General features: G+C 57.6%; 15 protein-coding genes. 4 read left to right on the forward strand and 11 right to left on the reverse strand.

From position 1 onward, the window contains the following. Window positions 1–43 precede the first annotated feature (43 nt). Window positions 44–1,138 (forward strand): iron-sulfur cluster carrier protein ApbC, encoded by a 1,095-nt coding sequence (gene apbC, locus WG29040_RS10650; protein ID WP_010655665.1) that lies wholly within the window; start codon window positions 44–46, stop codon window positions 1,136–1,138. A 211-nt stretch (window positions 1,139–1,349) separates the two neighbouring features. Here the strand turns inward: apbC and WG29040_RS10655 are convergent, their stop codons facing one another. Next, on the reverse strand, window positions 1,350–1,559 hold the full coding sequence (locus WG29040_RS10655; RefSeq protein ID WP_002554837.1) for a cold-shock protein: 210 nt from the start codon (window positions 1,557–1,559) through the stop codon (window positions 1,350–1,352). Between the two features lie 353 nt (window positions 1,560–1,912). On the opposite strand from WG29040_RS10655, the gene dcd reads away from it, so the two are divergent. Together dcd and WG29040_RS10665 are read left to right on the forward strand one after the other, a co-directional pair. After that, on the forward strand, window positions 1,913–2,479 hold the full coding sequence (dcd, locus tag WG29040_RS10660) for a dCTP deaminase (RefSeq protein WP_003443164.1): 567 nt from the start codon (window positions 1,913–1,915) through the stop codon (window positions 2,477–2,479). 94 nt (window positions 2,480–2,573) lie between these two features. Then, entirely contained in the window at window positions 2,574–2,774 is a 201-nt protein-coding gene (locus WG29040_RS10665) for a hypothetical protein (RefSeq protein ID WP_003443163.1), read from the forward strand. A gap of 99 nt (window positions 2,775–2,873) precedes the next feature. On the opposite strand, the gene WG29040_RS10670 is transcribed toward WG29040_RS10665, so the two are convergent. The 10 genes from WG29040_RS10670 to WG29040_RS10715 form a co-directional block, all read right to left on the reverse strand. Then, window positions 2,874–3,638 (reverse strand): ABC transporter ATP-binding protein, encoded by a 765-nt coding sequence (locus WG29040_RS10670; protein WP_127196125.1) that lies wholly within the window; start codon window positions 3,636–3,638, stop codon window positions 2,874–2,876. Window positions 3,639–3,645: 7 nt separating this feature from the next. Next, the gene (locus WG29040_RS10675; RefSeq protein ID WP_127196126.1) at window positions 3,646–4,767 is read right to left on the reverse strand and encodes a succinylglutamate desuccinylase/aspartoacylase family protein; all 1,122 of its coding nucleotides are present in this window, start codon (window positions 4,765–4,767) and stop codon (window positions 3,646–3,648) included. A gap of 9 nt (window positions 4,768–4,776) precedes the next feature. Then, on the reverse strand, window positions 4,777–5,487 hold the full coding sequence (locus WG29040_RS10680; protein ID WP_003443160.1) for an ABC transporter permease: 711 nt from the start codon (window positions 5,485–5,487) through the stop codon (window positions 4,777–4,779). Beyond that, complete coding sequence (locus WG29040_RS10685; protein ID WP_127196127.1) at window positions 5,484–6,212, reverse strand: ABC transporter permease; 729 nt, start codon at window positions 6,210–6,212, stop codon at window positions 5,484–5,486. Before WG29040_RS10685 ends, WG29040_RS10680 begins: the two co-directional genes overlap by 4 nt. Before the next feature lie 57 nt (window positions 6,213–6,269). Further along, a complete protein-coding gene (locus WG29040_RS10690) occupies window positions 6,270–7,052 on the reverse strand; it encodes a transporter substrate-binding domain-containing protein (protein ID WP_003443157.1) in 783 nt (260 codons plus the stop codon). Between the two features lie 299 nt (window positions 7,053–7,351). Then, a complete protein-coding gene (locus WG29040_RS10695) occupies window positions 7,352–9,814 on the reverse strand; it encodes a penicillin acylase family protein (RefSeq protein WP_010655669.1) in 2,463 nt (820 codons plus the stop codon). 230 nt (window positions 9,815–10,044) lie between these two features. Further along, window positions 10,045–10,260 carry an SEC-C metal-binding domain-containing protein gene (locus WG29040_RS10700; RefSeq protein ID WP_003443155.1) on the reverse strand — a complete coding sequence of 72 codons (216 nt, stop codon included), beginning with the start codon at window positions 10,258–10,260 and terminating at the stop codon, window positions 10,045–10,047. A gap of 7 nt (window positions 10,261–10,267) precedes the next feature. Then, on the reverse strand, window positions 10,268–10,753 hold the full coding sequence (locus tag WG29040_RS10705) for an LEA type 2 family protein (protein ID WP_029612260.1): 486 nt from the start codon (window positions 10,751–10,753) through the stop codon (window positions 10,268–10,270). 20 nt (window positions 10,754–10,773) lie between these two features. Further along, window positions 10,774–11,250: a YchJ family protein gene (locus tag WG29040_RS10710; RefSeq protein WP_003443153.1), complete on the reverse strand. Its 477-nt coding sequence runs from the start codon at window positions 11,248–11,250 to the stop codon at window positions 10,774–10,776. A gap of 4 nt (window positions 11,251–11,254) precedes the next feature. Further along, window positions 11,255–11,752: a DUF6231 family protein gene (locus WG29040_RS10715; RefSeq protein ID WP_003443152.1), complete on the reverse strand. Its 498-nt coding sequence runs from the start codon at window positions 11,750–11,752 to the stop codon at window positions 11,255–11,257. 154 nt (window positions 11,753–11,906) lie between these two features. On the opposite strand from WG29040_RS10715, the gene WG29040_RS10720 reads away from it, so the two are divergent. Beyond that, complete coding sequence (locus tag WG29040_RS10720; RefSeq protein WP_003443151.1) at window positions 11,907–12,599, forward strand: OmpA family protein; 693 nt, start codon at window positions 11,907–11,909, stop codon at window positions 12,597–12,599. Window positions 12,600–12,670 lie beyond the last annotated feature (71 nt).

Raw genomic sequence — 12,670 nt, forward strand, 5'->3', positions numbered from 1 at the left:
ACGATAGCGGGCTGTTTTACTCAGTCTTTTTCGGGAGTTGCCCATGAGCGCAGTCAATCGCGCAGCGGTGGAGGCCGTCCTTCGCCAATACACCGACCCTTATTTGAATCAGGATCCGGTCAGTGCCGGGTGCGTACGTAACATTGAAGTCCAGGGTGAGCACGTCAGCGTTCGGCTGGAGCTGGGTTATGCCGCCGGTCTGTTCAAGAGTGGCTGGGGGCAAATGTTGCAAATGGCTATCAGCAACATGGACGGGGTGTCCTCGGCCAAGGTTGAGGTCAGCTGCGTGATTGCTGCGCATAAGGCCCAGGCTCAGATCCCGGGCCTGGCCAATGTGAAAAACATTGTGGCCGTGGCTTCCGGGAAAGGTGGTGTAGGCAAGTCGACTACTGCTGCCAACCTGGCGCTGGCGCTGGCGCGTGAAGGCGCGCGGGTGGGGATTCTGGATGCGGATATCTATGGTCCGAGCCAGGGGGTGATGTTTGGTATTGCTGAAGGCACCCGTCCGAAAATTCGTGATCAGAAGTGGTTTGTGCCGATTGAGGCCCATGGTGTCGAAGTGATGTCGATGGCGTTTCTGACCGACGACAACACGCCAATGGTATGGCGCGGTCCGATGGTGTCGGGCGCATTGCTGCAATTGGTTACGCAAACGGCATGGAATGATCTGGATTATCTGGTCATCGATATGCCGCCCGGCACGGGTGATATTCAGCTGACCCTGGCGCAAAAAGTCCCGGTGACCGGTTCGGTGATAGTGACGACCCCGCAGGATCTGGCGTTGCTGGATGCGCGTAAAGGTGTCGAGATGTTCCGCAAGGTGAATATCCCGGTACTGGGTGTTGTGGAAAACATGGCGGTGCACATTTGCTCGAACTGCGGTCATGCCGAGCATCTGTTCGGCGAAGGCGGTGGCGAGAAGCTGGCCACTCAGTACGGCGTTGAAGTGCTTGCGTCACTGCCGCTGTCGATGGCGATTCGTGAGCAGGCCGATAATGGCAAGCCAACTGCGATTGCAGATCCGGACAGCCCTGTTGCGTTGATCTATCAGGAACTGGCCCGGCATGTCGGGGCGCGCATAGTTATGTCTGAGGCTGCCTCGCAGGCCATGCCTACAATCACCAGCAGCGACGACTGACGGTTGGCAGCAGGAGATGCAGTTTGGCGCAAGCGCTGAGTAACTGTGGGAGCTGGCTCGCCAGCGATTACATCTACATGGTCTGAAGTCGAACCGCATCCCCTGCATCGCTGGCAAGCCAGGGGATTACAAAGGGTTGCCGGGTGCATTTATTGCGGGCATAAAAAAACCCCGCTTTTAAGGGCGGGGTTTTTTACTGGATCAGTACAAGTTAGATAACTTGAACTTCCTCAGCTTGCATGCCTTTCTGACCGCGGGTAGCGATGAAAGAAACCTGTTGGCCTTCTTTCAGGCTTTTGAAGCCGTCGGATTGGATTGCTTTGAAGTGAACAAACAGGTCGTCACCGGATTGTGGAGTGATGAAGCCGAAGCCTTTTTCATCGTTGAACCACTTAACGGTACCAGTTTGGCGATTAGACATGGTGTAACTCCTTGAACAAAGAAAACTGCGACGCAGGAAAAGCCCTGGCCGAGACTGAGTGCAAAGAGCAGGAAAAATTCTTGGAGATGGTTGGATCGAAATTCAACATATCGTGTAGAGATTCTCAGTGACACAAGCAGCACAGTGGCGCCACCTTAACCCTTTTTGCCGAACGTGCAAAGGGTCTTTGCAAAGGTTTCTCTAAAAACGTGACTGGCGGTTGTCCGTGCAGCCTGTATTCAGGGGTTGTGCAGCTATTTTCGATATTTTTGTCCCAGACTTTTGAACCGGGCCTTGGGGGGCGGTAAGATGCCCGACAGAATTTTTCTACCTCGCTATTCAGGACTCCCGCCATGAGCATCAAACCAGACAAGTGGATTCGCCGCATGGCGCAAGAACACGGCATGATCGAACCTTTCGTCGAGCGTCAGGTGCGTGGCGAAGGCGAAAACCGCCTGATTTCCTACGGTGTGTCGAGCTATGGCTACGACGTTCGTTGCGCAAACGAATTCAAGGTGTTCACCAACATCAATTCGGCCACCGTTGATCCAAAGAACTTCGATGAAGGCAGCTTTGTCGATGTCACCAGCGATGTGTGCATCATTCCGCCGAACTCCTTTGCCCTTGCCCGTACGGTTGAATACTTCCGTATCCCGCGCAACGTGCTGACCATCTGCCTGGGTAAAAGCACCTACGCCCGTTGCGGGATCATTGTTAACGTGACGCCGCTTGAGCCGGAGTGGGAAGGCCACGTCACGCTGGAGTTCTCCAACACCACCACGCTGCCAGCCAAAATCTACGCCAACGAAGGCGTGGCGCAGATGCTGTTCTTCGAGTCGGATGAAGAGTGTGAAGTGTCGTACAAGGACCGTGGCGGCAAATATCAGGGTCAGCGCGGCGTAACCTTGCCCCGCACCTGACGAGCTGAGGGAATTCCTGGGCGAATTGATACTCTATTGAGTGTATTTCCGGTCACGCACCCAGCGGGCCGGTTTATCGCTCAGGAGTTGCCCTATGAAGATCGATCCGAGTATCCGCGCCCAGCTGGCCAGTCTTGAGCCTAACCAGGTGGGCTTGCTGGCCTGGTCGCTGCTGGCTCAGCCCCAGGTGCAGGCAGGTGGCATTCCCGGTCAGCCTGACCCTGATACCCCGCTACCGACCGAGCCGGGCGTACCTACCATTCCGGATGAGCCTCCACCCGCGCCAGTAGCCTGATCGCGCGCAGGTTACCTTGCGCCCCCGCTAGCCCTTTGCCGTGCAATGGCCAGGCGCAGAGCCTGGCTGGCAGGGCATGAATGCCAATCAAGGGATGGCCTATTTCAGATTTCCGCTGAGGAACTGACGCAAGCGCTCGCTTTTGGGATTATCCAGCACCTCCTGTGGTGTGCCCTGTTCTTCCACCAGGCCTTGATGCAAGAACATCACCTGGCTCGCCACTTTGCGTGCGAAGTTCATCTCGTGGGTCACCATGATCATGGTGCGGCCTTCCTCGGCCAGGCCCTGAATCACCCGCAAGACTTCGCCAACCAGCTCAGGATCCAGCGCCGAAGTGGGTTCGTCGAACAGTATGACTTCCGGTTCCATCGCCAGTGCCCGGGCAATAGCCACGCGCTGTTGCTGGCCGCCGGACAGAAATGCAGGGTATTGATCGGCAACACGGGCAGGCAGGCCTACCTTGTCCAGATAGCGGTGAGCCCGCTCTTCAGCGTCTTTTTTGCTGACCCCCAGCACCCGGCGCGGCGCGAGGGTGATGTTTTCCAGCACCGTCATGTGGCTCCACAGGTTGAAGTGCTGAAACACCATGGCCAGGCGGGTGCGCAAGCGTTGCAACTGGTCATCATCGGCCACTCGCATACCTTGTTTGTCGCTGACCATACGAATCAACTGACCATCAAGGGTCATGGTTCCGTCATTGGGGGTTTCAAGAAAGTTGATGCAGCGCAAAAAGGTGCTTTTGCCGGAGCCGCTGGCCCCGATCAGGCAGATGACATCCCCGGTTTTAGCCTTGAGTGACACGCCCTTGAGCACTTCGTTGGTGCCATATTTTTTATGCAGGCCTTCGACGGTAAGTTTGAACATGCTGACCTCAAGGGGAAAGAAGATAGCCGCTGCGATAGGCTTGCTGCCCGGCAACATGGGCGATGACCATCCCGGCGGTGGCCATGCGCCGCAATGAGCGGGCATAGAGCAGGCCTGCAGTGGTGCAATAAACCGGGGTCAGCCGGTCGCTGACAGGGTCAATGACCTCGGCAATCAATTGGCCCGCCTGCAGGTAATCTCCGGGGCTGGCACAAAACACCAGAATTCCCCCGGCCGGCGTCATGACGGGTTCGACACCTGCCAGCGGGGTCGCGGGGTAGAGCAGCGGGGGAAGCACTCCGGTGGTTCCCTCGATGGCGCCAAACCCGATCAGATAATCGAGCAGCGCCTGGCAGTCCTGCTCGGCCAGGGCATGGCTGACATCGCCCTGGCCGCGCAATTCGACGGTGACGGAAACACTGCCCTGTGGCATGGCGAAGTCATGTCCAAAGCGTTGTTGTAACTGCCACCACAGCAGCGTGAAACACTCATCGAATGACAAGCCGCCGGAATCGGTCGCCAGCAGGCTGGCCTGGGCGCCGAGATAGCGTGCCAGCGGCTCGACCTGTGGCCAGGCCTCGGGCGTGGTGTACAGGTGCGCCACGGCCTCGAAATCACAGTGCAGGTCCAGCACCAGATCGGCGTCGCAGGCCAGTGTCTGGAGGGTCAGCCGTTGCGACTGCAGTTGCGTTGTCGCGGTTTGTGCCCCCAGGGCTTCACGCAGGTGACGACGGATCAGTTGCCGGTTGTACAAGGGATCCTGGTTTAACAAACCCTCAAGTTCATCACCGATCTGTGTACTTAGATCCAGAAAGTTGCGATTGAAATTTTGCCCGCTTTCCAGTTCATACCGGCCCAGCGGGATGTCCATCAAGACTTGCTCCAGTCCCGCCGGATTGGCCACTGGCACCAGCACGATTTCGCTGCGCAACCGGCCAGCACTTTCCAGGGCCGCCAGATGTTGCTTCAGGTGCCAGGCCACCAGCATGCCGGGCAACTCGTCGGCATGCAGCGAGGCCTGAATGTAGACCTTGCCCTGTGGCTTCGAGGGGCCGTAGTGGAAACTGTGAATATGCCGTTCGGTGCCCGGGACGGGGGCCAGCAAGGGATGGGTTTGATGTCGCTGCATGGAAAAATCCTAGTGTGCAGGGCCGAGAAAGGCTAACCAGCGGCGCTCCGCCAGGCGGAATAAACCGACCAACAAAAAGGTAACGCACAAGTAGATGATGGCCGCGATCCCGAAGGACTGGAACGTCAGAAAGGTCGCCGAGTTTGCGTCCCGCGCAACTTTCAGTACATCGGGGATAGTTGCGGTAAAGGCCACGGTGGTCGAGTGCAACATCAGAATCACCTCATTGCTGTAATACGGCAATGAGCGGCGCAAGGCCGAAGGCAGAATGATGTAGGCATAGAGTTTCCAGCCGTCAAGACCATAGGCCTTGGCCGCTTCCACTTCGCCATGGGCCATGCTGCGAATGGAACCGGCAAAGATTTCCGTGGTGTAGGCACAGGTATTGAGGGCAAATGCCAGAATCGTGCAGTTCATGGCGTCCCGAAAGAATGCATTGAGTTCGGGCTGAGCACGGACTGCCTCGATGCTGTAGATCCCGGTGTAACAAATAAGCAACTGGATATACAGCGGGGTGCCACGAAACAGCCAGGTGTAGAACTGCACCGGCCAGCGCACCCAGCGTCTGGATGAAACCCGTGCCACGGACAGCGGAATAGACAGTACAAAGCCAATCACCAGGGATGCGCTCAGTAGCCACAATGTCATCGCCAGGCCGGTGATGTGGTAGCCGTCGCTGTAGAGGAACGGTCGCCAGTACTCTTGTAGTAACTCAATCATCGCACTGCCTCTCGGGCGCCCGCGCCGTAGTGGCGTTCAAGGCGGCGTAAAACAAAGTTCGAGGCGCTGGTGATCGCCAGATAAATAAGTGCAGCGATGACCAGAAACAGAAACAACTGGTAGGTACTTTTGCCCGCATCCTGAGCCGCCTTGACCAGGTCGGCCAGCCCGATGATCGACACCAGCGCAGTGGCCTTGAGCATCACCATCCAGTTGTTGCCAATGCCCGGGAGGGCGAAGCGCATCATCTGCGGGAAAACCACAAATCGGAACCGCTGGCCGCGTTTGAGGCCATAGGCGGTAGCTGCTTCGATCTGGCCGCGGGGGACGGAGAGGATCGCGCCGCGAAAGGTTTCTGTGAAATAAGCGCCGTAGATAAAACCCAGGGTTATGACACCAGCACTGAACGGATTGATTTCGATGTATTCCCAGTCCATCGCATCCGTAAAGTTGGTGAGCCAGGTTTGCAGGCTGTAAAAAATCAGCAGCATCAGTACCAGGTCAGGTACCCCGCGAATCAGGGTGGTGTAGAGCTGGGCAGGCACACGCAGCAGCCTGTGGCTGGAGAGTTTGGCGCTGGCGCCGAGCAGTCCGAGCAGTACGCTCACTGCCAGTGACAGCACTGCCAGTTTGAGAGTCATCCACGTGCCTTGCAGCAGCAGCGGACCGAAACCCTGCAGGCTGAAAGTCGCAAGCCCAAGGTTCTGTAAAAGGTTTTCAAACATCTGAATTGAACCTATGGCAGTCAAAAAAGCGCCCACCCAAGTGTGGGCGCCAGGGCGTTATTTGCCGCTGTACAGATTCAAATCGCCAAAGTGTTTTTTCTGGATCGTGGCGTAGCTGCCATCGTCGTGTAACGCTTTGATACCTTTGTTCAAAAGGTCTTGTAGATCTTTGTTACCTTTTTTCAGGCCGATCGCAGTTTTGGCCGGTAGCAACTCGCTGTCCACGGGCTTGCTGACTTCGTAATCAGCGCCTTGCGGGGTTTTCAAAAAGCCCAGTTCGGCTTGCAGCATGTCCTGGATCGATGCATCCAGACGGCCTGAAGTCAGGTCGGCATACACTTGATCCTGGTTGGCATAGGCCTGAGTGGTAACCCCGGCCTTGTCCAGCACTGCCTTGGCATAGGCCTCCTGGATGGTGCCTTGCTCATAACCGACCTTTTTGCCCTTCAGCGATTCAGGTGTGGCGTCCAGCCCCGCGCCCTTTTTGAACACCAGCGCGGTTGGGCCGGAGAACAGTTCGTTAGAGAAATCGATGACCTTTTCCCGGGCCGGGGTCACGGTCATGGACGAGATCACACCATCGAATTTGTTGGCTTTAAGCCCGGGAATGGTGCCGTCGAAATCGGTTTCGACCCATTTGCATTTCACTTTCAGCTCGGCGCAGATGGCATTCCCCAGATCGATATCGAAGCCCACCAGGCTGCCATCGGCGGCCTTGGATTCAAACGGTGCATATGACGGATCGACCCCGAAACGCAGCTCTTTATAGTCTTTGGCCAATGCGGTGCCTGCTGCCATGGATAAAGTCAGTGCAGAGAGGACCAGAAATGCTTTTTTCATTATTCAATCCCTAAAACCAATGGGCGCTTGTGGCGCGTGATGACTGCTACTGGAGTGCTACGTCAGGTCAGAAGTAGCAAGTTCCGAACCACAGTGGGACAGGGGGTGGATTTAAGGGTGAGGCAGGCCAGTCAAGCGACGGCCAGTGCCCGAAAAAAGCGCGTGATAAAACGTGCGCACACAAACAGTGCGCGGCCAGTTTTATCTGTGGGAGTTGGCAGGTTTGCTCCCACAGACCGGATTGTGCGGTGGCACTCAGTCTGTGGGAGCCGGCAATGGCATTAACCGCTTACAGCGTTTTATTTGCCGGGAACCAGGGTCAAGCGGGTCTTGCCGTACACCTTGTCGAAGTTCTGCGGTTGCATCGGGAAGCTGATGTACTGGCCCTTGAGCCAGGGATCGATGCCATCGGTGTAATGTGGACTGGCGGGGTTGCTGGACTGTCCGGTGCTGTTTTGGCCCATCATCGGTTCAATCTGACCGAAGTCGACGATCATGCGCATGGCCGGGATCAGCGTGGTCTCGAAGCCGCTACCGCCAACGTTGTAAGCCGCGATATTCAGGGTGCTCTGGTCGCCGCCAGCCGCAACGGGGCCACGAACAGTCTGGCCATCGGCATTGCGCCACAGGTAGTAATGCAATTTTCCCCACTGCCAGGCCTTGTGATCAGCGCCCATCAAGCTGTCGCCGGCGTTGATGGCGGCTGCCAGGCTGCGGGCCAGAATGGTTGGTTTATCTTCTTTTTGCGGGGTGCGAATGTCGTCCCAGAACGGGCTGTCCTCGCGCCCAAGCAAGTGATCGGCCTGTGCCGAGTACGACAGCCCGCCGTTGGCGATAAAGGCCTTCCAGCTGGCACTGGTTTCTGGCCCGAGCTCATCCAGGAAGATCTGCCTGGTGCTTTCTTGCAAGAACAGCTCGTACAGCGCGGCATCCGCCGAGGCCGGGCCGAGTTTGCCGTCAAACGCCATTAACCGGCCAAGGGCCTCGCGGGCCTTGCCCTGATCAGCCGCAGGCAAGGCGGCGATCGCCTGCTTCAGCGGCTGCGCCATGCCGGGAGCGGTAAACATGGTTTTTAATTTGGCAGCGAACAGGGTGGTCTGGTCGTACTGCATCGCGATCATGCTGCGAGCGTCCTGTTTGCCACTGCCGGCCAGCTGCGCAAGGCGCTCGCTGCGCTCCGGGGATAACCACGAGTTGGACAGCTGCATGCCGTAGCCATAGGCAGCGGTGCGCTGGTTGGCCGTCCCCAGCCAGCCTTGTGCCGGGTCCTGATCGTAGGGATGCAGCATCGGATCGGCGTAGCCGTCCCAGTCGTAGCGGCCGTCCCAGCCCGGCGAGGGGAACAGGCCAAGGCCTTCACGGCGGTTGGGGTACAGCCCGGTCACTTGCCAGCCAATGTGGTTCGCGTCTGCGTATAACAAATTCAGCGCCACAGCGCGGATCTCGCGGCTGGCATCAGAGGCTTTCTCACTGTCCTGGGCGCGGGACAGGTCGAAAAAGGCATCAAGGGTTTTGTCGCCCTTCAAGTCGGGGGTTTGTAACGCCAGGCCCAGGCTGGCGTTTAAATCGGCCGCAGTGCTCCAGGAACTGTTGAGCAACGGTCCGTGGCGCGTTTCGTAAATGGTTTGACGAATCGGGCGCTGACCTTTGACGAAAAAGGTCTCGTTACGCACGGTTGCGGGCAGCCATTTGCCGTCAGCCAGGTAATACAGGCTGTTGCCCTGACGCTTGAGTTTTTCCAGGAATACATCCTGGTTATCACCCATGGCCATGCTCATGCCCCAGGCTACCTTGCCGTTGAACCCGGAAAACAGGGTTGGCAAGCCGGCGATGGAAGCACCTGCGGCCTGATATTTAGGTGCGCGTATTTGCACATAGCTCCAGGCCGAAGGCACACCGATGGGCTGGTGGATGTCGTTGGCCAGCAGGCTTTTGCCGCTGCGGCTGCGCTGCGGGCCAATCGCCCAGTCGCTCGACGCCGTGACTCCGGGCAGACTCAAGCGAGTGACTTGTTCAAGGGCCTGGGTCACAGCGCTTAATCCAGGCAACTGGCTGCCCGGGATCAATCCTTTGAGTTTGTCTGCTTCGCCTGTGGCCAGGGCTTCATTGGGGTAGGTCGGCGTCAGCCAGGGCAGCTTGGCGGTACCGGCTTTTTGCGCCAGGACCAACGAATTGAGCTCTTCCTGCAAATTGACCGACATGGAGAAGTTCAGCAGGCTGAAAATCAGCGCTGAATCTTCAGGCTTCCAGTACTCGATTTTATAGCCGGCTTGCGCCAGATCGGCCGGGAGCTTGTCGCGATAACGGAACAGGTAGGCGTTGACCCCACGGGCGTACACCTCAAAGAATTTCTTTAGCCGTGGCGAAGCGCTTTTATAGAGCTCGCCAGCGTTCTTTTTCAGGTTAACGCTGCGCATCAACCGGTCGCTGTCCAGTGCATCGGCGCCGTTCAACTCAGCCAGCCGGCCCTGGGCCAGCAAGCGTAAACGGACCATCTGGCTGATGCGGTCGCTGGCGTGCACATAACCAAGGGTGAACAGGGCGTCATGAAAGCTGCTGCTTTCGATCAGCGGCATGCCCTGACTGTTACGGCGTACAGACACATTCTGCGCCAGGCCTTTAAGCGGCTGTACACCGGAGGTCGGGACCAGGCTTTCTGATGAGTGGTTGTTTATCTGGCAACCAGTCAGGCCCAGCAGGCCGACCACTGCCGCGGCAACGCCGAACCGGGGTAAGAAATGTGTAAGGGCTGGCGAGGCCATGGCAAAGCTCCTGCGGGGGGAATGTCATCGAAAGGCGCTACGTTAGTGAGGCCGATGACGCCGCGCAAGCGCTATCTCAAAGGGTTCCAGAGGGGCTGTGTTCAGTGCGCCCGGCCAGTTTTACCTGCGGATGAAAGTTTTGCCGGGACAGGGCAACTATGCAGGGCCACAAACAAACACGCCGCACGTGCCCAAGGCAGGTGCGGCGTGTACAAGCAGCCTGGAAACTATCAGGCGCCGTGGCACTTCTTGAATTTTTTGCTGCTGCCGCATGGGCACGGATCGTTGCGGCCAACGTCTTTCAGTTCGTTGCGCACGGGCTCTTGGGGCGCGTGGCCGCAATGAGGGCCATGCACGTGACCGTGGTCGTGGTGGTCATGGGCGTGATCATGCTGCTCATGATCGTGGTTGCAGTCCGGGCCATGAACGTGGGGTTGTTGGGTCATTACTCAATCACTCTGGAATAAAATCGGCAGGGATTATCTCGCCTTTGCGGGTCAGGTGCACGTCGTTACCGTAGAAAAGGCCGGTCTCCAATGTGCCATCCAGCCGATAGGGGATGGGTTGGTCAGGAGATTCAAGCAATTTGATCAGCGGGCGCACCTGCGGCCACAGGTTGGTGCGCACCGGCACCACGAGCACGGCGTGGCTTTTTGCCTCGACGCTGAACCACTGGCTGTACTCCCCCTCGGCCAGTTTTATGGCGTCCAGCTGAATCCTGTAGGTCAGGCCGCGTACGGTCAGCGTCGAGTCGTTGGGGTTGTCGATCCGAAAGTACAGTTTGAAGCGCTGCTCCAGCATTTTGGCCTTGACCAGCTCTACGCGCATCAGATGTACGTCCGGGTCTTTTTCACCCGAGTCAAACCAGGAGGCGCAACCCGACAGCGCCAGAATCATCATCAGGGCAATTGTTCTTGTTATTCGAGCCCGAGAATCCATTCCTTAATTCCTCTTTTGTCTCAGTTGCCCAGATAGCTGGCGCAGCACTTTTTGAACTTGAATCCGCTGGCGCAAGGGCAGGCATCATTTCGCCCGACCTTAAGTGGCACTGTGGGATCAATGAAGTACCAGCGTCCAGCACTTTGTACAAATGATGACTGCTCGCGATGACTATGTTCGCCGTTGGCATCGTGCCAGCGTGCAGTAAAGGTCACAAAGGCATGTTCGGGTTGACCGCCGAAAACTTCGCTGCTTTCAACTTCCAGTCCCAGCCAGGTGCTTTGCGCGCTCCAGTCGCCAATGGACTGACAATCGAGGCCGGCCTGCTGTATTGGCAGCGTGGTACTGACCAGATAATCAATCAAGCCCAGGACATAGGCGCTGTAACGCGAACGCATCAGCGTTTCTGCGCTTGGGGCCGGGTGTCCGGCGTGATAGTGCCCGCAGCAGGCGTCGAGCAAGTTGCCGCTGCCACAAGGGCAAATGGATGTACTCATCGGCTTACCACCAATATTTGCCAAAATTTTCCGGATTGGCCCAGAATCTGGCATTCAGCCAGTCGGGTACTTGTTTGTACTCGCGCAAATCGTAAGTGAACAGGGTCAGTACCTGTTCATCGCGCTGAAAACGCTCACTGCTTTGCAGGGCAAGCGAAAAGAAATCGGTGTCCTTCCAGTTACAGGCACTCAGATCCGCCAGCACTGCAATGCGGCTGGCGTTCAGGTTGCGAATTCCGCCCAGTAGTTCCAGCCCTTCGCGCTTGGGCAGATGTTCCAGACAGTCGATCACCAGGGCCAGGTCAAAGCGCTGTGCGGCCAGTTCTGCCGGTAAAGCCCCGGGGGCCGCGTGGGCGACAACAACTTCGGGGTGAGTCTGTGCAAAAGCTGCCAGCGCCGGAAACTGGCTGGCGCCGACCACGAGCAGGCGTTGTGGCGCAGAACGCTCAAGCAGCGCCGCCAGTGCTTGCTGGGGTGTACGGGTAGAAATACCAGACGTCATCGAAAGTCCTCAATCAGAGCCCCAAGACTAGCGTGCTGAAGCCCCGGGGCCTAGTGGGCACTTGTCCGTGCATTGCCTTTGCTGGCGCATAACCCCGGCGCGGTCTTTACTTTCGGGGCATCGGCCCAATGCCGACCCCCAGGAGAGACCCCATATGAGCATCATCAGGACAGCCGTACCTTTGATTGTTCTCACCAGTGTATTAACGGGTTGCGCCGGTTTGCAAAAAACCGACTGGCCTACCTGTGCTGCTGTAGGTGGCGTTGGCGGAGCGGCGCTGGGGGCGATAAACAGTACCGCCTGGGCGGGCGGCGGTGCGGTATTCGGTGCCGGCATGGCCGCGGCTTACTGCTGGGTGCACGGCGATGGCGACGCGGATGGCGACGGAGTTCCGGACAGCCGTGACCAATGTCCGAACACTCCGAAAGGGGTGAAGGTCGATGCCGCAGGCTGCCCGATAGTGGCGGTTGTGGTGGTTGAAGAGGTGGTGATAGTTAAAGAAGAAACCATCGTGGTACGTGATGTTCACTTCGAGTTCAATTCGGCCAGACTGACCGCCGCCGACAAGGAAAAACTCAATGTGATTGCGACGCGGCTGAAAAAAGACGCGGCCAATGCTCAGCTTAAAGTCACAGGCTATACCGACAGCGTGGGCAAGGAAGCTTACAACCTAAAACTGTCCAAAGAGCGCGCGCACTCTGTGGTCGAGTACCTGATCAGCAGCGGTATACCACGCAGCCAGTTCGTATCCGTGGCCGGCGCCGGTGAGTCGAATCCGGTGGCCAGTAATCAAACCCCGGAGGGCCGTGCCCTGAACCGTCGTACCGAGATAAAAATCATTCGTTAAACCTGCCTCGGCGCTCTGGCGAAAGCCTCAGGCCAGAACGATATCTTCAAGGTCCGCAGGGCGCCCGGGTT

Origin of the sequence: Pseudomonas sp. PAMC 29040 (assembly GCF_003994535.1) — a bacterium.
Taxonomy (GTDB): domain Bacteria; phylum Pseudomonadota; class Gammaproteobacteria; order Pseudomonadales; family Pseudomonadaceae; genus Aquipseudomonas; species Aquipseudomonas paraversuta.

What these genes read in the sequence shown, in the direction of transcription:
- apbC (WP_010655665.1), top strand. Translation starts at nt 44, where the DNA reads ATGAGCGCAGTCAATCGCGCAGCGGTGGAGGCCGTCCTTCGCCAATAC.
- WG29040_RS10655 (WP_002554837.1), bottom strand. Translation starts at nt 1,559, where the DNA reads ATGTCTAATCGCCAAACTGGTACCGTTAAGTGGTTCAACGATGAAAAA.
- dcd (WP_003443164.1), top strand. Translation starts at nt 1,913, where the DNA reads ATGAGCATCAAACCAGACAAGTGGATTCGCCGCATGGCGCAAGAACAC.
- WG29040_RS10665 (WP_003443163.1), top strand. Translation starts at nt 2,574, where the DNA reads ATGAAGATCGATCCGAGTATCCGCGCCCAGCTGGCCAGTCTTGAGCCT.
- WG29040_RS10670 (WP_127196125.1), bottom strand. Translation starts at nt 3,638, where the DNA reads ATGTTCAAACTTACCGTCGAAGGCCTGCATAAAAAATATGGCACCAAC.
- WG29040_RS10675 (WP_127196126.1), bottom strand. Translation starts at nt 4,767, where the DNA reads ATGCAGCGACATCAAACCCATCCCTTGCTGGCCCCCGTCCCGGGCACC.
- WG29040_RS10680 (WP_003443160.1), bottom strand. Translation starts at nt 5,487, where the DNA reads ATGATTGAGTTACTACAAGAGTACTGGCGACCGTTCCTCTACAGCGAC.
- WG29040_RS10685 (WP_127196127.1), bottom strand. Translation starts at nt 6,212, where the DNA reads ATGTTTGAAAACCTTTTACAGAACCTTGGGCTTGCGACTTTCAGCCTG.
- WG29040_RS10690 (WP_003443157.1), bottom strand. Translation starts at nt 7,052, where the DNA reads ATGAAAAAAGCATTTCTGGTCCTCTCTGCACTGACTTTATCCATGGCA.
- WG29040_RS10695 (WP_010655669.1), bottom strand. Translation starts at nt 9,814, where the DNA reads ATGGCCTCGCCAGCCCTTACACATTTCTTACCCCGGTTCGGCGTTGCC.
- WG29040_RS10700 (WP_003443155.1), bottom strand. Translation starts at nt 10,260, where the DNA reads ATGACCCAACAACCCCACGTTCATGGCCCGGACTGCAACCACGATCAT.
- WG29040_RS10705 (WP_029612260.1), bottom strand. Translation starts at nt 10,753, where the DNA reads ATGGATTCTCGGGCTCGAATAACAAGAACAATTGCCCTGATGATGATT.
- WG29040_RS10710 (WP_003443153.1), bottom strand. Translation starts at nt 11,250, where the DNA reads ATGAGTACATCCATTTGCCCTTGTGGCAGCGGCAACTTGCTCGACGCC.
- WG29040_RS10715 (WP_003443152.1), bottom strand. Translation starts at nt 11,752, where the DNA reads ATGACGTCTGGTATTTCTACCCGTACACCCCAGCAAGCACTGGCGGCG.
- WG29040_RS10720 (WP_003443151.1), top strand. Translation starts at nt 11,907, where the DNA reads ATGAGCATCATCAGGACAGCCGTACCTTTGATTGTTCTCACCAGTGTA.